Origin of the sequence: Luteibacter sp. SG786, assembly GCF_011759605.1 — a bacterium.
GTDB lineage: Bacteria > Pseudomonadota > Gammaproteobacteria > Xanthomonadales > Rhodanobacteraceae > Luteibacter.
This window is the reverse complement of sequence record NZ_JAAOYX010000001.1, coordinates 1,555,673-1,574,472: the sequence shown is the minus strand read 5'-3', so window position 1 is coordinate 1,574,472 and position 18,800 is coordinate 1,555,673. Positions and strand designations below refer to the sequence as shown.

Below are 18,800 nucleotides of genomic sequence, written 5' to 3'. Positions count from 1 at the left end.
GATGAGCCACGATTCCCGCAGGCCGATCGACGACGATGCCACCGTCGTCCGGAGCGCTCCGAAGAACCCCGCACCCACGGAAAGGTCGCGGCCGGCACCGGTATCGGGCGCCGACACGCCGCTTCCGGAAGCCGGCGGCAACCGCCTGGTGCGCGCGGCCAATGCGATCCTGCTGCTTGCGTCGCAGTTGCGAACCTCCATGGACATGCCCGACATCGGTCTGCTTCGCGAGCGCGCCGTGGAAGCCGTGAAGCGATTCGATGCCGCCGCCGAAGCCTCGGGCGTCGACCGCCAGGCGGCGATGACCGCGCGCTACGTACTGTGCACGATGCTCGACGAATCCATCCTCGATGCGCCATGGGGCGACCAGACAGGTTGGCAACGACAGACGTTGCTCGTGAGCTTTCACGGCGAGACCTACGGTGGCGAGAAGTTTTTCCTGATCCTCGAGCACCTCTCGCGCGACATGCTCCGGCACATCGACCTCGTCGAACTGATGTACCTGTGCCTGGCGCTGGGCTTCGGTGGCCGCTATCTCGTCGAACCCGGTGGCCTCGCGCGTCTTGCCGACCTCCGCGAGGACGTCTACGCGCGCATCAAGACCTACCGCGGCACGCCGCCGGAAGCGCTGTCCACCCAATGGCAGGGGCTCGACCGGCCGCTGGTGTCCCGTCGGGGATGGCCCGTGGGCCTTGCGCTCCTGGCCGGGCTTGTCGTCGTCGGCGGGGTGTGGGTGTTCCTGCACAGTCGTCTGAACGGACTGGGCGCGCCTGCCAATGCCGCGCTCGCCGACATCGGCCTGCGCGGCGTGCCGCTGCCTTCCACACCGGCCACGCCGGCGTCCGCACCGGTCCGGCTGCGCGATTTGTTGGGGGACGATGCGCGCAACGGCCTGGTTACCGTCGACGACAATCCGGACGGGCGATCTGTCTTGCATCTGGCAGCGACGGGCATGTTCCCCTCGGGCGGCGCCGATGTCGCCGCGAGCGACGAGGCGCTGATCGGACGCATCGGCAAGGTGCTCGACGGTCTGCGCGGGCGCATCGTGGTGGTAGGCCATACCGACGACCAGCCGATTCGCTCGACGCGGTTCAAGGACAACTTCGAACTGTCGACGGCCCGCGCGAAGAACGTCGGAGCGATTCTCGCGCGGCAACTCGCCGATCCGCGTCGCATCGAGACCAGTGGCGCGGGCGACTCGCAACCCGTGGCGACCCCGCCGTCCCTCCCGGCCAACCGCGCGCGTAACCGGCGCGTCGACATCCTTTTCATTCCGGAGGCTGGATGAAAGCCATGCTTCGCAAGCCGTGGGTACCGGCTGTGGCCGGCGTCGTTCTCGTTTCGCTGGTCGTATGGTTCGGCGGCCCCTACCTGGGAATCGGCACGAGCCAGCCGCTGGCGACGGGGCCGGCCCGTGCGGGCCTCATCGTTATCGTCGTCCTCGCCACCGTCTGCGTGTTTCTTGCCCGGCGCATGCTCACCGCGCGGCGCGGACAGCAGTTCGGCGACGACCTCGCCCGCGACGATGTTCGTGACGGCGAACTGGATGCGCGCATCCGCCACGAGCGCGATCAGCTCAGGAAGCGCTTCGCGGACGCACTCGTGGCGTTGCGCAAGCGCAGGGCCGACGGCGGCACGCTGGAGAACCTGCCGTGGTATCTCGTCCTGGGTTCGCCCGGATCGGGCAAGAGCACGCTGCTCGAGAACTCCGGCCTCGACTTCCCGCTCATGCACGGCGATGGCGGCAAGCGCACCGTCGGCGGGGTGGGTGGCACGCGGCTGTGCGACTGGTGGTTCACCGACCAGGCCGTATTCCTCGACACGGCAGGCCGCTTCACCACACAGGATTCCGACCCGCGCGCCGATGCCCAGGCGTGGGCAGGTTTTCTCGATCTCTTGCGGCGATACCGGCGGCGGCGGCCGGTCAACGGCGTGCTTCTGGCCGTGAGCGTGCCCGAGCTGTTGGGCATGGGCAACACGGAACGCGAGCAGCACGCACGGCGATTGCGCGAGCGCCTGGATGAAATCGGCGAGCGCCTCGGACTTGCCGTGCCGGTCTACGTCGTGCTCACCAAGATGGATCTTGCGGCCGGCTTCTCGGCCTTCTTCGACGACCTGGACGCGGTGGGCCGCGCACAGGTTTGGGGCACGACGTTCCGCGCGCGTGAAAGCGTGGAAGGTACGGCGCCGGGCGCCGTCTCCGCAGCCTTCGAGGGGCTGATCGAGCGTGTCGATCTCCGGATGGCCGGACGTATACACCACGAACGCGATCTGCGTCGCCGGGCGCAGATACTTTCCTTTCCCCAGCAGCTGCGTGCCGTGAGCGAGGTAGTATCGCCTTTCGTCAGGCATGTCTTTTCCCGCCACGCCTATGGGCGCTCGCCCGTGCTGCGCGGCGTGTACCTGACGTCGGGCACGCAGGAAGGCACGCCCATCGACCGCGTGCTGGCGGTGGTGAGCCGTTCGTTCGGTCTGCGGTCGGATACCTCGCCCCCCGAGCGCCGCCCGGCACGCACCTATTTCGTCGAACGGCTGCTGAAGGAAACCGTGCTTCCCGAGGCCGGCTTCGTCGGGGCGGATCCATCCGCACTGCGCCGCCAGCGCCTGTATGAAGTGGCCGCGCTCGGTGCCGTGGCGGCAGCCTGCGCGGCGCTCACCGTGGGCATGGCGACAAGCTATGGCCGCAACGCCGACCTCCTCGCGCGCATCGACGCCATCGTACGGGGTTTTCCCGATACGGCCACGCATCCGGACGACCTGCGGGCGTACTACGGCCAGGCGCTTTCGCGCCTGGATGTCATCGCGCGGGCGGACAAGGCCGTGGCCGACGTGAGGCGCGAGCGTCCGTTGTCGATGCGCTTCGGACTCTTCCAGGCCGATGCGCTCGGCGAACAGGTCCGCGATGCGTACATCCGGGAAATCAACGCCAGCGCGGTTCCCGGCGTGGCCATGCAGTTCCGCGACGGCGTGCGCGCTGCAGCCGGCGACCCGCAGCATCTGTACGACGCCCTCAAGGGCTATCTGATGCTCGGCGAGCCTGGCCATCGGAATCTCGAGGAACTCCTGCTCCTGATTGGCGAGCGCCTGCGGACCGTGCTTCCTGCCGACGACGCCCTCGACGTGGCCATGGAAGACCATCTGCGCATTCTCTTCGACGGCGGCGACCATCTGCGCGCGCTTCCCCTGGATGCATCGCTTGTCGATGCCGCGCGTGCATCCCTCCGTGCCGCCGATCTCGCCACGCTTGTCTACAGCAACGTGAAGCTGGCGAACGGAACGGGCGATGGTGCCATCCGCCTTGACCGCACGCTTGGCCTGCTCGGCGACGTGTTTCGTCGCAAGAGCGGCGCGCCGCTGTCGCGACCCTTGCCGGCGCTCTATACCCGCGCGGCGTTCGCGCGGATCACCGGCGGTAACGGCGGGGGCACCATCGGCACGGCTGTCGACCGTTTCGTGGCCGAAGACTGGGTACTGGGGACGCGCTCGGCCGATCTGCCGCAGCGACCCGCGCTGATCGCGCGGGTGCGGGAGCTCTACGTCAACGACTACATCCACGCCTGGGACGAACTCATCAACGACCTGGAGATCGAGCCCGTGGCAAACGTGCAGCAGGCCAGCGGAGTGGCATCCCGGCTTGCGGGGCCGGGTTCCCCGCTCAAGGCGCTGCTCGCGCTGGTACGGGACAACACGACGCATCTGGTGCAGGCGGGTTCGCCGCCGTTCGACGCGCCGATCGCAGAACACTTTGCCTTGCTCGACCAACTGACCGAGGGGCCGGCCGGCGGCACGCCGCTCGACCGGATCACGGCCGACCTGGAACAGGTCAGCAGGGCATTGCTGTCGGTGAATCCGGCCAGCGGCAGCGCGACCGATCCGTCCATCCTTGCCGCGAGGCAGGAGGCATCGCGCCTGCCGCCCCCACTGGATGCCTGGATAGGTGGACTCGTCGGCAGCAGTCAGTCGCTGGCACAGACCAGCGCCACGGATGCGCTCGAGCAGGCCTTCCGGCAGGCGGCAGGCAACGACTGCGCAGCCATCGTCGGCGGTCGTTATCCGTTCTCGCCGGAGAGCGGGAACGACGTGCCGCTGCAGGATTTCGCCACGCTGTTTGCTCCGAATGGCCGCTTCGACCGTTTCTTCCGCCAGACGCTGGAGAGCAGTGTGGATACATCCGCTGTCACGTGGACGCTGCGCGGCGACACCGGACGTCGCCAGCGCGTGCCGATGCTTGCCGATGCGCAGGCTGCAGACACCATACGGCAGGTCTACTTCCGTGACGGGCCACAGCCGGACGTCGGCTTCACCGTTTCCGCGAACCCCCAGACGCTCTCCCGGCTGACCGTGGAAGTGGACGGCCAGGTTTTCGCATACGAAGCCGGCGAAACAGTTGCCCCGGTGGCGATGCGCTGGCCGGGACCGAAGCCGGGACTGACCCGCATCAGCGCATGGGACGCCACCGGCCGGGCCTTGCCGGTGCTCGTCTACCCGGGCCCCTGGGGGCTCTTCCATGCCCTGGATGCAGCCGCCCTGCAACGGCGGACCGACACACGCTTCGGCGCCACCTTCAACTTCGGCGACACGCGGGCGGTTGTCGATATCGAGGCGGCCAGCGTGCGCAATCCGTTCGGCGACAACAGCGTTCGCCGCTTCCGGTGTCCGGCATGAGCCGGCGGGCCGTGGCGGGATTCTTCGGCAAGCTGCCGTGCCGGGGCGACTTCGTGTCGCGCCGCTTGCCGTCGACGTTCATCGAGCGCTGGGACGCGTCCGTGAGTGGGTGGCTTGCCGCCGGCCTGGCAAGACGTGCGGTCCAGGGCGAAACCGATTTCCTCGCCACGCAGCCATGGCGCTTCGCGCTCGCCGATGGCGTGTGCGGCGACGCGCCATGGGTAGGCGTTCTCGTGCCGTCGCGGGACAGCGTGGGTCGCCTCTATCCCTTGATCGTCGCTGTCGCCACGGATGTCATGCCGGGCGGATGGCCGCGCGTGCCCGCGTCGGCCTGGTTCGATGCGGTGGAGAGTGCGTGCGAGATGGCGGAGGGCGAGCCCCTCCTTGCCTTCGATGCGTGTGTGGCCCGTTTGCCCGATCCGGCGGGTGTGCCGGCCGACCCGGTGCGCCGCTGCCACTCGCCTGACGATCGCGTCTACTTCTGGCAGCACGGCCGGGAAGGGCATGTCACGCCGACCTTGCCTGCGGCCGATGCGGAAGGCTGGCTCTTCGCCAATGGAGCGCCGGCGTGACGCGCCCGTATCTTTCCGCCGGGCGGACCGAGACTGGCCGCGTGCGCCGTGTGAACGAAGACGCGATCCTGCTCGCCGACGGCCCGGGCCTCTGGGTGGTCGCCGATGGCCTCGGCGGGCACACCGCGGGCGCCTTCGCCAGCGAGATGGTGACCCGGCGATTGGGCACGCTGCGCTTTCGCGGCGATCTGGCCGGCCAGATCGAGGCGGTCGAAGACGAGATGACCACCGTGAACCATCTCTTGCGGGATGCGGCGCGGGAACGCCGCGTCGACGTCATCGCTTCCACCGTGGTGGTGCTTGTGCACGCGCGCGAGATGGTCGCATGCGGTTGGGCCGGCGACAGCCGCGGCTACTGCTTCGACGACGACCGGCTCCGCCAGCTCACGCGCGACCACGTGCATGGCGCAGGCGACGACGTGACCCGGATCGGCAACACGGGCGCCGGCACGATGGCGGGCGCACTGACGCGCGCCGTGGGCGCGGACGAAGAGCTGCACATGGATTGGGTGATCACTCGTCGTCAGCCGGGCATGGGCTTCGTGCTGTGCTCCGACGGCATCAACAAGGAGCTGACGGACAGCGAGATCGAAGCGGAGTGTCGACGCCACAAGGCGCCTTCGTCCCTCGTCGACAGCCTGGTCGACTGCGCACTCTCGCGAGGCGGCCGCGACAACATTTCCGCCGTGGCCGTCTGGCTCGACGAATTCGAGGATTGAGCGATGCATGAAGATAACGACGCCACGCGCGTGGCACCCGTGGATGCCGCGCGCCGCGACCACGACGACGACCGCACGGTCGTCAAACCCGTCAGCGATGCACCGTCGACAAGGACAGGCACGGGCACGCAGTCCGGTTCCATCGGCACGAGCGAAGCATGGGAGCGCCTCGCGACCCTCGCCCCCGGCGAAAGCCCCACGGTGGGAACCGTGCTCAAGGGGCGCTTCTTCCTTGAGCGCGAGCTTGGCCGCGGCGGTATGGGCGTGGTGTTTCTGGCACGGGACGAACGCAAGGTGGAAGCCCGCGACCGGGACCCCTACGTTGCCGTGAAGGTGCTCAACGACCAGTTCCGCAAGCATCCCGATTCGCTCATCGCGTTGCAGCGCGAAGCACGCCGGGCGCAGCAGTTCGCCAACGACCACATCGTGCGCGTGTACGACTTCGACAAGGACGGCAGCAATGTCTTCATGACGATGGAATACGTCGAGGGCTCGGACTTGCGCGCGTTGATGCGCAGCCGTGGCCGCGACGGGCTTGCCTTCGCCGAGGCCTGGCCGCTGATCGAAGGCATGGCCAGGGCGCTCCAGCGTGCGCATGAGGCGGGGGTCGTCCACTCGGATTTCAAACCCGGCAACGTCATGGTCACCGCAGCCGGCGTGGCCAAGGTCTTCGACTTCGGGATCGCCCGTGCGGGCCATGCGGTCCGCGACGGCAACGTGCCCCGTGACGGTCACGACGACGAGACTGTGTTCGACGCAGGCACCCTCGGCGCCATGACGCCCGCCTACGCGAGTCTGGCGATGCTTCGTGGCGAACCGCCGACGCCAGCCGACGACGTGTACGCGTTCGGGTGCGTGGTTGCCGAACTGCTTACCGGTCGCCACCCCTTCGCCAAGAAGACGGCGGAGGAGGCACTGGGTGCCGGGCTCAGGCCGCCCGTGGTGCCGGGCCTCGACAAGCGACAGCAGAAGGCATTGGCCGATGCGTTGGCCCTGACGGCCGAACGGCGTACGGCCGACATCGCCACCGTGCTGGCGGGGTTGCGCCGCCGTCGCCTGCGCGAACGTGCGACACCGTGGGTTGCGGCAGCAGTGGTTGCCGGCGTGGTCGCGGCCGGGGGCGCATGGTATGCGTCGCACCGTGCGGAACAGCAGCACGTGGCCGATACCCTGCGTCGGTTCGACCCGGCGCAACCGGATGCCTTCACCGGCGAGGATCAGGTGCGCCAGGGCCTCGGCAGCCTTACCGGCGACGAGCGGCGGCGCGTGGTGGTCGACGGCGCCGATACGATCGACCATTTCCTCATGCGCCAGCTCGCCGCGCACTGGGATCCGGCGAAAGGGCGGCTGGACTACGCGGGCGCCGAACGCACGTTCGCCCTGCGGGCCGAACTGAAGACCTTTGCCCCGAAGTTCGATCGTCGTCGCGACGAAGTGGTCCATGAGCGCGAGGACCAGCTCAACCGGCTCGACACCGCGCTGAGCGAGGCAATCCTCGCTGGCCGTTTGTTCGGCGACGGCGCCGATGACGTTCCTGCGATCCTTGGCCGCGTCCGCTCCATCGACCCGGTCAGCCGCCTGCTTGCCAATCCCGAGCTCGAACTCAAGTTCGGCATGGCGATCGAAGCCTCGCAACAGCAGGGCGACACAGCCGGCGCGGAAAAGCAGCTCGCGATCGCACGTGCATGGTTTCCTGCGTCGAGCCGGCTGGCAACGATCGCCGGAAACCTCAAGGCTCCGGGGTCAGCGACATCCGCGGCCATGCCCACGCCGTCGCCCGTACAGGACGGCACGGACCTCGCCATTGCCGAGCGGACGTCACGCCTGGAATCGCTGCGTCATGCATCGGCAGCGGGTGACCTCGACAAGGCGCTTGCAAGCTTCCGCGCGCTGAACGCGGGGGCGACGGCGCCACCGCCGGCGGACGATGAAGCAGCCGGCCTGCTTGCCCAGGCCTCTCTCGCGGCAGCCCGCAACGCTTGCGCGGCAGGCCGCTGGAAGGACGCAGCCGCAAGCATCCAGACGGCGCTCGACGCCACGGGCGAGCGGACGGACCTGCGTCGGGCCAAGACCCGTTACGACCTCGCCGTGGCGGTCATGAATGCCGCGAAGGCACCGAGTGTCAGCAGCGCCGAGCAGGACGACCTGAGCAAGCGCTTGCAAGCGGCACGGCAGGACGATGCCGCCGGCATGAAGGACATGGAAGCGGCCATGGTCGCCTCGAAGGGTCTGCCGGAAGGCACGCTCGACAATGTGGTGAAGAAGCTGCGCGCTACGGAGGTGTCCGGTCCGGTCGCAGGCACGCCGCGCGATCCATGTGGGCGAAAGGGTCTTGCGGGTACCGCGCGCGAGTGCTTCGACACATTCGCCGTCGGTTCCTATGGACCCGCGATGGTCGTCATCCCGAATGGCCGCAAGCCCTTCGCCATGATGCGTACCGAAGCGACCGTCGCGAACCTCGACCAGTTCTGTCGCGCAACGCGAACCTGCGCCATCAACCGCGGCCAGAATGCCAACGATCCGGCGCGTTCCATTCCGGTGGACTTCGCCCGCCGTTACGCCGCCTGGCTGACTCAGATAAGCGGCCACCTCTATCGCCTGCCCACCGAACAGGAATGGCTGACGGCCGCCCGGGGCGGTGCCAACTGGGACGGTGAAAACGATGCATGCGGCGAAGCGTCGTCCGCGCTGGGCCGGCTGATCCATTCGCCGGAACTGGGGCCTGCCACGGGCAAGGCGAATCCCTGGGGCCTCGTCGGCGTCACCGGCGGTGTGTGGGAGTGGGTCACGCGCGGCAGTGCCCTCGTGGCGCGCGGCGGAAGTTTTCGCAGCGGACCGGCGCAGTGCTCCGTCAACTCCGCCCGTGCGTCCGATGGCACGGCCGACCGGGACGTGGGGTTCAGACTGGTCAGGGAGATTCGTTGATGGACTGGTCGCAGCGGATCAACCGCAGCTTGCTCGAACTCAGCGACGCGCACAGCGCATCGCGCATCCGCACCGACGAATACCGCCGGCGTCGCCGTGAGCTACTGGGAGAGGCGGCCCTTGCCGCCCGGCGGCATGCGAGCGAGCAGGACGGCCGTTTCCAAATGTCCGTGCGGCGGGATCGCGCCGTACGGGCGGGCGCGCGCCATGCCAGTGCCAGCAAGGCCAAGGCCGTGCTGGCGGTGATGCTCTGCGTGCTGCTGGCCGCGGTTGCCGGCGGCGCGATGTTCCTGTGGCTGCGGCTGGCGTGACCGGAACGCGACGAGGTCAGGCGCCCTCGTCGTCGCCAGCGATGTTCTGGAACTCCGAGTAGCCGCCAGGGGCCAGGGCCTTCAGAAGCTCGGCGAAGCCCAGGCCGACCAACCCATGGGCCCGCCGGAGAATCGGCCGCACCGGACTCGAAGGCTCGTGCACGGCATACCATGCGCAGATCTCGTCGATGAGCCGGCGCACGTCGTCGGGCCCACGGATGGGGCCCCGGTTTTGCCGGCCCGCCGACGCGTCTCCGATCGTGCCCGCCGGGCCTTCGTCCAGCGTGCCATCCACCCCGGCATCCGACGTTCCCGGGAAGCGCCGCGCGAGTGCCGCACGGAGGAAGGCGTCGAGCTCCCGCAGCTCGCGACGCATGCCGCCGAAGTCGGGGCCTTGTCCCGGCGTTCGTGTCGCAAAAATGGTGTCGATGGCGTCGAGGTGCGCGAGTACGTCGGACACCGCTCCGACCGTGTCGCGTAGCGCGGCCTCGTCCACGTGCGAGAGCACGGCCTCAATGTCGTCGGGTGACGCATCCGCGCGGACCGGGGCGTCCTCGGTACCCTTGAGGCTTCCCGACATGATGCGGAGATCGCGCAAGGTAAAGCTGCCGATGCGTTCCACACGCAGCACCTGCGTACGCCGCAGGTAGGGCACCACACCATCGGCGGCCGCCAGGGCACCGACGGCATTGATGCGTTCGACGGCGTCTCCCTCCTCGACGACCGGGTGCACCTCGTCCCAGAACGTTTCCAGCCACACGCGCACCAGGCCTACGGCACGCGACCATGCGGGCAGACCGCCCGTGCGCAGCCATGCCGTGGCAAGGTGCGCACCCACCCGGACATCTCGCGTCCGGTCGAGGAGTGCCTCCGCCTGGCGTGCCACATCGCGCCAGTCGGGCTCTTCGGCCTCTCGCACGGCGTCGCCGATGGCGCGCTCCGGCGTGGTCTCGGCAAGGGCCTCCAGCGCGAGGAACGCGCTGTCGTATTCGAGGTTGGGGCCACAAGGCGGCGTGTCGCTGAGGGGCAGGGCGAGGCGTTCAGTTATATCCACGGGAATTGGGCTTGGGTGACGGAGGGAGGTAGTTGTCGACGGTGCGGCGTACGGCATCCACGCGCTGGCCGATCGCCATGATCTGCTCGCGCAGCCATCGGTGCGCCGGCCGTTTATCGAGCCGTTCCGGCCACGCCATGGCAACGGACATGTTCGGGATGTCCATGGGGATGGAGAACGCCTCGACGCCCGGCCCCACGGAGTCGACCATCGACAAGGGGATGGTGCAGACGAGGTCGGTAGTGAGCAGCACAGGGCCGATCGAATCGCCGTCCGGTGCAGAAACCACGACATCGCGCCGGTAGCCCTGCTCGGCAAGGTATTGGTCCATGAGCCCGTCGAGGCGGCCGATGGGCGAGACGATCATGTGGCCAAGGGCGCAGTACTCCGCCATGGTGAGCGGGCCGCGCCCCCTCGGGTGACCGGCGCGCTGCACCATGACGAAACGATCCGCTACCAAGGGTCGCGCCTTCAGGCTCGGGGGCACCTGCTCGCCGGGTACGAGAAGGACGTCTATTTCGCCATGCTCGAACTGCGCGAGTACGTTGATATCTTCGCGACCGACGCGGAACGCGATGCGCAGGTCGCGGTTGTGCCAGGCGTCGATCGACCTGATGAGCGGACGCGCAAAGGTGCCGATGGCACTGAACGAGCCGGCGACGCGGAACGTTGCGGCATCGCGCGACGGGTCGAACGTCTGGTCGAACTCGCTGAGGGTGCCGATCTGTGCCAGGGCATCCCGCAGGGTGGCGGCCATTTCCTCGGCTTTCGGTGTCGGCACCATGCCGCGCCCCGTCTGCGAGGGCACCAGCAAGGGGTCGTTGAAAAGGCGGCGCAGGCGGGCTAGGTGTCCGGAAAGCGCCGGCTGGGTGACATTGAGTCGCAACGCCGCGCGCGTGACGTTGCGTTCCTCCAGAAGCACGTCGAGCGAGACCAGGAGGGGGAGGTCGCTTGGTTTCAGGTTCATTGGACACTACTGGTGAGTGCGGAGGGGGAGCGCACTTCCCGATTAAAGGCCAGGACCGCGAAGTGCGACACCCCCAGAAGGGTCATTTGCACCGTCCGTTTTCCGACATGTGACGGAATACCTGTGTGCTTTCACGGTCCTGAACCGTTGCGCGCAATCGCTCGCAGGCCGTGCCATCGGCCCGCTGCATGTTCATTCCGTGACGTGCGACACACATTGCATGCGTCGTCAGGCCCGACGGAGCCAGGCATTGGCATGCCCGGCCCCGTCGGAGTCAGTAGTTGCCCAAAGCGGACGCCCCCTTCAGGTCGGCTTTATCATGTCGCGGGCGTAATCGAGCCCGATGCCGTAACCGCCACCGTGGTCGACCACGATGCTGCGCGCCGCTTCGTAAGTGTCGTGACGTGTCCAGTCGCGCTGCATCTCGAGCAGGAACTGCAGCCATGACGTGAGTACGGCACCTGCCTGTTCGAGTCGGCGCAGGGCTGCCTCGTGGCTGGCCACCGTGAGGCCGCCGCAGGCATCGGTCACCACGAACACGCGATATCCGTCCGCGAGCGCGGAAAGGACGGGAAAGCTTACGCATGCCTCGGTGAGAAGTCCTGCGACGACAAGCGTATTGCGGCCGGTGGCTCGGACCGCATTCCGCGCCGCCTCGTCTTCCCACAGATTCATGCTCCGCCGCTCGATGGGTGCCACGTCCAGCAGCACCGCGCGAAGCGGAGGCATCAGGGGCCCACTGTAGACCTTCGACGCCGAGGTGCTGACGACCACGGGTATATGGAAAGCAACGGCCGTGCGGGCAAGCGCCACCGCATTGCTGCGAAGGACCTGGCGATCCTGCGAGCCTGCGGCAAAGGCGAGGCCAGCCTGTTCGTCAACGAGGAGGACGGCGCAGTCAGCGGGTGTGAGGAGAGGGGAGGTAGGCATGGGGAGTCCCGGTGCTGGAAAAGCGCATCATGGCGCGCACCGGGGCAGTGGGCTTGCGCAATCGTTACCGCTGACAGGACGTTTGCTCAAACCAGCCCGGTCGATGCGAAAACGCATGGACCGGAAATCCAGCGTGAAGCCAGCGGCATTCGCCCAGAGATCCTGGCCGAGCGTACCGAACATGGGCGGGCCACCCGGCCCCGGCCGGCTTTCCGTTTCGATGCGCACGTTCTTGAGGATTACTTCGTCCTTGCCAAGGGCGAACTTCCATTCCGGCTGACTGACCGTGTCGAGGCTACGCGCGCCGCCCAGGCCTGCCGAAGACTGTCGTGAGCGTGGCCACGCGTCCGCGCGATCCTTGACCTTCATCCAATAGGCAGAAGACAGGCTGGTGGTGCTTGAACCGGTGTCCAGCCCGACGGGCACCGACTCTCCTTCGGTGGCGACCATGACAACCGGCGTCAGGCCGTCCATATAGATTTGTACGCCATCCTCTCTCGTGTCGGTCGCCGATCCGATCAAGATCGCCTTGTCGCCACGGAAGCTGATCCGGCCTAGCGCCTGGAACACGGGGAAGCCGAATGCGGCCGAAATCTGGTGTTCCTTGCCGGGCAGCTTCATATGCAACAAATCATCGCGGACCACGAGCACGGCGACATTGCGGAGCGTGGCAGTACCCAGACGGATCTCCTTGACGACCGCTACGTTGCTCTGCACCGAGGCGCCGGTAGTGGAACCCACGCCCCCAGCCGTACCCTTGATCGAGAGTCCGAGGCGTTTGGCGAAACTCTCGCTGACAACCGAATAATTGGCGCCGGAATCCAACATCCACGAACCGCCGACGCCGTTCGCCACGGCCTCGACATCGAACGTGCCGAGGGGATTGCGTCGGATGGGCAATCGGGACGGCCCCGAAAAGGTTATGGTCTGGGGCGGTGAGCCGCTGAGAGCGCTGGCCAGGGCAAGCACATCTTTTACCCCCTGCGCCGCCGAACCCAGATCTTTCGCGTGATGCTCCACCGCTTCGCGCAGTGCGTTGGCCTGATCCGCGTAGGCTGCGGCCTTCTGGTAATCGTCGGACAGGGTAAGCAGCGCATTGGTCGCTCGCGGCGAGTGCTGTCGCTCCAGCTCGGGCAGCGCACGCTGAAGGAAGCGTTTCGACGCTTCGATATCGTTCAAGCGATTGGCTACGAGACCCCGCACATAGTCGCCGTCGGCCGTGTCGGGCAGCGTCGGCAACAGTGCACTCACTTCATCCATGCGCCAGGCGTCGAACGCCGCTTCGGCCTGCGCGACGGGATCGGTCTGGCCTGCCATGGCGCAAGGTATGCCTGCGCAGGCGAGTACAGCCAGCAGATGCCGGAAAGAACGTGTCTTCAAGGATAGGTGCCTTCTTGGGAAAAGGGGGAGTGGCCGATCAGCCCTGAATACGTGCCTGACGCCAGCTGAGTGCGGCAGCCAGGGCCAACGCTGCGCCGATCGCGAGCGTGGCGAGCGCGAAGCCGACTTGAGCAAGCCGGGCGCCACCGCCGTCGGGTGCCAGGGTAAAGAACAGGCCACCGACCAGCGCGGTCGCCACGGCTGCGCTGATCTGCAGCGTGGCGCTGACCAGTCCGGCGGCAAGGCCGGCCCAGCGCGGGTCCACTTGATCCACATTCAGGCGGACCAGGGCGGGCAGGGCGATGCCTTGCCCCAGACCGATCAGGAAGAGCGGCGCGGGAAGCCATGCGGGTGCTTGCGCCAGTGCCAGCAAGCACGCGGCAAGCGCACCCAGGACTTCACACAGCATGCCAAGAGCGGCCGTGCGCGCACCCACGCGCTTTGCCAGTCGCGGGCTGCATAGCGGCCCCAGGAGGAAGCCCACGCCCAAAGGCAGGATGGCCAATCCGGTGGCTAAGGCGTCATGCCCCAGACCGATCTGTTCATAGACTGCGAAGACCAGGAAGAACGGGGCGAGCCAATAGAAGAAGAACGTTGCCGCCAGGCTTCGCTGCAGGCCGCGAGCCTTCAGCAACGAGGGATACACCAGTGGCGTGCTACCCAGCCGTTCCTGGCGCCGCTCGAAACGCCAGAACGATACAAGCAGCGGCCCGCTCGCGATCAGCAAGGCCACGCACCACCATGGCCAGTGCTGCTCCCGTCCCTCGATCAGCGGAACCACCAGGGCCAGGAGCCCCGTCGCCAGGAGCAACGCGCCCGGTACGTCGAGCCGCGCCGTCCGCTCGCCCCTGCTTTCGCGAAGAAGGACCAGCGCGGCCGGTACAGCCAACAGGACGATGGGCAGATTGATCAGGAACACGCTGCGCCACCCCAGGCCAAAGACATCGGCCGAGACGAGGACGCCGCCCAGCAACTGGCCGCCCACCGACGCCAGACCAAAGGTGGCGCCGTACAGGCTCAAGGCGCGGTTTTTCTCCGCGGCAGGGAAGAGGGCGTGGATGGAGGCCAGGGACTGCGGAGCCATCACGGCCGCGGCGACACCCTGGAGTAACCGGCCGACGATCAACACGGCGGGTGAGGGCGCCCAGCCGCACAACGCGGAGGCGACCGCGAAGCCAAGCATGCCGCCCACGAAAGCGCGCTTGCGCCCGTAGAGATCGCCCAGCCGGCCACCCAGAATAAGCGTCACGGCATATGCGGTCGCGTAGACGGAAACCACCAGCTGGGCGACATCCGACGAGGCCCGCAGGTCCGTACGGATGGCGGGCAGCGCCACATTGACGATAAAGAAATCAAGCGGCGGCAGCAGCGTGCCGGTCAGGAGTACCGCCAGCGCGAGCCAGCGATGTGTCTCGTGCGTCGTGCGCTCGGACATACGGGAATTGCCGTCGGGCATGGACGTTTCCGGAACATGATGTCTGGGGAACGACGCCGGCGCGCGCCGTTCGTTGATATTTATGTATCGACCGGTACATTATTAGGCCGGCCGTGCATAGTCAAGAACTTCTATATCGATTAGTATTTAACTAGATATCGGCAGGAGGATAGCCATGGCTGTCATGGGACGCCCACGAACGTTCGATCGCGACAAGGCGGTCGACGAGGCACTGCACCTGTTTTGGCAGAATGGCTTCGAAGCGACGTCGTTGAACCAGCTGAAAGCTGCCATGGGCGGCGGCATTTCGGCGCCGAGTTTTTATGCGGCCTTCGGGTCGAAAGAAGCGCTGTTCCAGGAATGCGTTCAGCGTTACCTGGAAACGTACGCTCAGGTGACCGAATGCCTGTGGGACACCGACATGGCGCCGAGGGAGGCCATCGAGACCGCCTTGCGGCAGTCCGCAAGGATGCAGTACGAGCGCGGCCATCCCAAAGGTTGCATGGTGGGCTTGGGCGTCATGAGCGCGCCGTCGGAGGAGCATGCGTCGGTCAGTGCCGCGCTTACGCGCTCCCGCTCGCGCACCCGCAAGGGATTCATCGCCTGCGTACAACGCGGCATCGACCGCGGCGAACTCGACCCCGGCATTGCGCCCGAAGCGCTGGCCGCCGTCTTCGATGCATTCCTGATGGGACTTTCGGTGCTCGCGCGAGACCGGGTCCGCCTGAGTGTCGTCGAGGCCGGTATCTCTCAGGTCATGCTGGCGTGGGACTCAGCGGCGCCGAAGCATCGTGGGTCGCCATACGCTTGAGGGCATGACGATCCACCTTGCCCAGGCTGCCGGTGGGGAGGGTAGGAAGGACATGGATGCGAGCGGGAACGTAGACCCGTGACAGCCCCTGAAGCACGTGCTCGCGGAGGGCGCCCAGTTCGATGGTATGGCCGGGTTGCGCCACCACGAAGGCCACGGCCACTTCGCCAAGGTCGGCGTCGGCGGTGCCGACCACGCAGCATTCCTTCACCGCGGGGTGCTTTGCCAACTGGTTTTCGATCAGGCCTGGGGAGATGTTCTCGCCGCCGCGGATGATCACATCCTTGATCCGGCCGGTGATGGTGACATAGCCCTCGTCGTCGAAGCGGCCCAGGTCGCCGGTGCGCAGCCAGCCGTCGACGATGGGGGATTCCACGTCGGCGCCGATGTAGCCCTGCATCAGCACGGGGCCGCGGATGCGAATCTCGCCGTCCTGGCCCGGAGCCACGCGCTCGCTGCTGCCTGGCCGGAAGAGGGCCAGCTCCTGGCCGTCGAGGACGGTGCCAATGCTGCCGACCTTTCGCTTGTGCGGCGGGTTCATCGTGGTGGTGCAGGTGGCCTCGGAGAGACCGTAGGAGACCACGAGCGGCACCCCGAAGGCTTCCTCGATGGCCTCGTGCAGCGCCGGCGTGATGGGCGCCGAGCCGCAGCGGAGGAAACGGAGGGATTCGAAGCGCTCGCCCGGCTCCAGCTTCGACAGCACGCGCGAGTACATGGTGGGTACCCCCGTAACGTACGTCGGCTTGTAGTGGCGCAGGCAGTCGACGATGTCCTCGGCGCGGAAGCGTTCGACCAGCGCGATCTCGGCGCCGGCCAGCAGCGGCACCACCAACTGGTTGTTGATGCCATTGGTATGGTGCAGCGGCATGATGTGCAGCAGTCGATCGTATGGTGTCACGCCCGTGTGCAGCGCCACGCCGCGTGCATTGGCGAGCAGGTTGCCATGCGACAGCAGCACACCCTTCGGGCGTCCGGTGCTGCCGGATGTAAAAAGGAGCAGGGCGCGGTCGTTTTCGTCCAGGTCCGGCGGCGTGAAGGGGGCCGACGAGGCGAGGCTGGCCAACGGCACCGCGCGGGCCCCGATCGCGGCGAGCGTTTCGCCACAGGCAGCCTGCTGCTCTTCGTCGTCGCAAGCCAGCAGGCGTATGCCCACCGCCTGCATGCGCGAAGCGAGCTCTTCCGTCGAGATGCGCGCTTCCATCACCGTGGGGCAGAGGCCCGCGCGCATGGCGCCGAAAAACGCTGCAACACACTCGATGGTCTTGGCGGAGGCGATGCCCACGAAGTCGCCGCGGCCAAGGCCGGCCTGGCCGAAACCGGAGGCATACGCCTCGATGCGGTTGGCGAACTCGCCGTAACCCACGGCCCGGTCGCCGACGATGAACGCGCGGCGACCCAGGGCCGCATGCGCGCGCAGCGCTTCATGTAGGGCCAGGGACAATGAACCGCCGGTCATGCGGCCGCCTCGGGGCGCAGCCGCACGCCCGCGTCGCGTTCGAAAGTGCCGGTGGGATCGAGGGAGCGCAGCGCATCGCGCTCACGCCCGGTCGGAGGCTCCGCTGGGCCCGCACCCTCGGCATCGAAGGTGAAAGCCGTGCGGGCACGCACTTCGTCGAGCGAGCTCTCGGGGTGCCACGACTGCAATGCCAGACGGCCGTCGCGTTTTACGAAAACGGCGATGGGCGTGACCACACCGGCCATGCCACCTGCCGCGGTGAGGAAGTCGAGCTTCTCCACCATCGTGCGGCGCGAGTGCTCGGTGCGCCATGTAACGGCACGGCGCGCCGTCGGCAGCATCACCGCGCCGCCGCCGCCACCGGGAAGGCGCACCTTGGGGTTATGCCAGTCGCCGATGCTCGAAACGTTCGTCTGGCCCAGGCCGTCGACCTGCGCGGCGCCGAGGAAGCAGAGGTCCATTTCGCCACGCGTGCACAGATCGTAGAAGTCCTCGTTCGAGAAGATCGAACGCGAGCCTTCCGCCAGCACGGGATCCGAACTGGAAATGGGAATGGACGACGGCTGCGGATCGACGCCGCCGGCCACGTTGATGTACGTGAACTCGAAATCGTACGCGCGCTTGGCCAGCAGGCAGGCAAGCATCGGCAGCGTGGAATTCACACCGCTGAAGGTCACCTCATGCGGGCGCACGAAGCGGGCGAGGTTCGTCACGATGAACGAGAACGGCGACCACGACTCACGCATGGGCGGCCTCCTGGGCTTCCGGGGCGGCGGCAAGATGGGCGGCGAGCACGTCGGCGCCGTCGGGCAGGTAGGCCTCCACGGCGGGGTAGTCCACTTCGTAATGCGGCCAGCACGAGCCCGGCCATGCGCCCCTGGGCACGACGGCGACGGCGTCCACAAGGAAGTGCGGGATGAGTGTCAGCTCGGGCTGGCTTGCGAAGGATTCACTGCTGGCAATGCGCTCGGCGATCACCAGCACGCGCTTCGCGGAACGCGACATGATCCGGTCCCAGTGCGAGGTGCCGAACACGCGCACGTCGCCCTCGGGGCTTACCTCATTGGCGTGGATCACCGCGAAGTCCGGCGTGATCCTCGGGATGACGTACACGGCTTCACCGGTGCCGTAGGGGTCTGCAACCTTCTGCCAACCATTGAGTTCGGGCAATGCGGAACCGTGCAGGCCGCCACAGGGCTGGAACGGCACGCCGAAGGCGGACGCGCGAAGTCCGGCGGTGAGGCTGGCACAGGCGTGTTCTTCCAGTTCGATCTCTTTCTTTTCCACCGCCTTGCGGTAATAGGGCGCGAGGCCAAAATTGCCTTCCATCGCCACGATGCCGGCGCGTGTGCGGCGCACACAGCCCGCGCGGCACAGGATATCGATGTCGTAGCCGGGGCTTTGCTTGATGATTTCGAGGTCGCGCTTGCCCTGGCGGATCAGCTCACGGACGAAGGCGAACGGGCCGCGGTGCAGGAAACTGCCACCGAGCGCGAGGGAGCTGCCGTTGGCGACCTGCGATGTCAGTTCGCCGAGCGGGATGATCTTGGACGTGCTCACGGGTGTCCTCCGGTA

General features: G+C 67.3%; 15 protein-coding genes. 7 read left to right on the top strand and 8 right to left on the bottom strand.

All coding sequences use genetic code 11. The features are described 5' to 3' along the window. The first annotated feature begins 1 nt into the window (after position 1). Genes icmH through FHS47_RS07135 form a run of 6 tightly spaced genes read left to right on the top strand, consistent with a single transcriptional unit; the run spans position 2 to position 9,192 of the window. On the top strand, positions 2-1,288 hold the full coding sequence (gene icmH / locus FHS47_RS07160) for a type IVB secretion system protein IcmH/DotU (RefSeq protein WP_167024961.1): 1,287 nt from the start codon (positions 2-4) through the stop codon (positions 1,286-1,288). Beyond that, a complete protein-coding gene (gene tssM / locus FHS47_RS07155) occupies positions 1,285-4,665 on the top strand; it encodes a type VI secretion system membrane subunit TssM (RefSeq protein WP_167024958.1) in 3,381 nt (1,126 codons plus the stop codon). The genes icmH and tssM overlap by 4 nt, the downstream gene beginning before the upstream one ends. Beyond that, a complete protein-coding gene (tagF, locus tag FHS47_RS07150) occupies positions 4,662-5,237 on the top strand; it encodes a type VI secretion system-associated protein TagF (RefSeq protein WP_167024955.1) in 576 nt (191 codons plus the stop codon). The genes tssM and tagF overlap by 4 nt, the downstream gene beginning before the upstream one ends. Beyond that, entirely contained in the window at positions 5,234-5,956 is a 723-nt protein-coding gene (locus FHS47_RS07145) for a protein phosphatase 2C domain-containing protein (protein WP_167024952.1), read from the top strand. The genes tagF and FHS47_RS07145 overlap by 4 nt, the downstream gene beginning before the upstream one ends. 3 nt (positions 5,957-5,959) lie before the next feature. Continuing rightward, the gene (locus FHS47_RS07140; RefSeq protein WP_167024948.1) at positions 5,960-8,881 is read left to right on the top strand and encodes a bifunctional serine/threonine-protein kinase/formylglycine-generating enzyme family protein; all 2,922 of its coding nucleotides are present in this window, start codon (positions 5,960-5,962) and stop codon (positions 8,879-8,881) included. After that, positions 8,881-9,192 (top strand): hypothetical protein, encoded by a 312-nt coding sequence (locus tag FHS47_RS07135; RefSeq protein ID WP_167024945.1) that lies wholly within the window; start codon positions 8,881-8,883, stop codon positions 9,190-9,192. Before FHS47_RS07140 ends, FHS47_RS07135 begins: the two co-directional genes overlap by 1 nt. 16 nt (positions 9,193-9,208) lie before the next feature. On the opposite strand, the gene tssA is transcribed toward FHS47_RS07135, so the two are convergent. The 5 genes from tssA to FHS47_RS07110 form a co-directional block, all read right to left on the bottom strand. After that, complete coding sequence (tssA, locus tag FHS47_RS07130) at positions 9,209-10,246, bottom strand: type VI secretion system protein TssA (RefSeq protein ID WP_167024942.1); 1,038 nt, start codon at positions 10,244-10,246, stop codon at positions 9,209-9,211. Next, positions 10,233-11,213, bottom strand: a complete 981-nt coding sequence (locus FHS47_RS07125; protein ID WP_167024939.1) for a LysR family transcriptional regulator — start codon at positions 11,211-11,213, stop codon at positions 10,233-10,235. Before FHS47_RS07125 ends, tssA begins: the two co-directional genes overlap by 14 nt. 303 nt (positions 11,214-11,516) lie before the next feature. Next, entirely contained in the window at positions 11,517-12,143 is a 627-nt protein-coding gene (locus tag FHS47_RS07120; protein WP_167024936.1) for a hydrolase, read from the bottom strand. 27 nt (positions 12,144-12,170) lie between these two features. Beyond that, positions 12,171-13,460 carry a retropepsin-like aspartic protease gene (locus tag FHS47_RS07115; RefSeq protein ID WP_167024933.1) on the bottom strand — a complete coding sequence of 430 codons (1,290 nt, stop codon included), beginning with the start codon at positions 13,458-13,460 and terminating at the stop codon, positions 12,171-12,173. Between the two features lie 100 nt (positions 13,461-13,560). Then, entirely contained in the window at positions 13,561-14,979 is a 1,419-nt protein-coding gene (locus FHS47_RS07110) for an MFS transporter (RefSeq protein WP_167024930.1), read from the bottom strand. Positions 14,980-15,133: 154 nt separating this feature from the next. On the opposite strand from FHS47_RS07110, the gene FHS47_RS07105 reads away from it, so the two are divergent. After that, entirely contained in the window at positions 15,134-15,769 is a 636-nt protein-coding gene (locus FHS47_RS07105) for a TetR/AcrR family transcriptional regulator (RefSeq protein ID WP_167024927.1), read from the top strand. Here the strand turns inward: FHS47_RS07105 and FHS47_RS07100 are convergent. The 3 genes from FHS47_RS07100 to FHS47_RS07090 are packed head-to-tail and all read right to left on the bottom strand — an operon-like array spanning position 15,714 to position 18,785. After that, complete coding sequence (locus tag FHS47_RS07100) at positions 15,714-17,225, bottom strand: class I adenylate-forming enzyme family protein (protein ID WP_167024924.1); 1,512 nt, start codon at positions 17,223-17,225, stop codon at positions 15,714-15,716. The genes FHS47_RS07105 and FHS47_RS07100 overlap by 56 nt on opposite strands. Next, a complete protein-coding gene (locus FHS47_RS07095) occupies positions 17,222-17,971 on the bottom strand; it encodes a CoA-transferase (protein WP_167024922.1) in 750 nt (249 codons plus the stop codon). The genes FHS47_RS07100 and FHS47_RS07095 overlap by 4 nt, the downstream gene beginning before the upstream one ends. Then, positions 17,964-18,785 (bottom strand): CoA transferase subunit A, encoded by an 822-nt coding sequence (locus tag FHS47_RS07090; RefSeq protein WP_167024919.1) that lies wholly within the window; start codon positions 18,783-18,785, stop codon positions 17,964-17,966. The genes FHS47_RS07095 and FHS47_RS07090 overlap by 8 nt, the downstream gene beginning before the upstream one ends. Positions 18,786-18,800 lie beyond the last annotated feature (15 nt).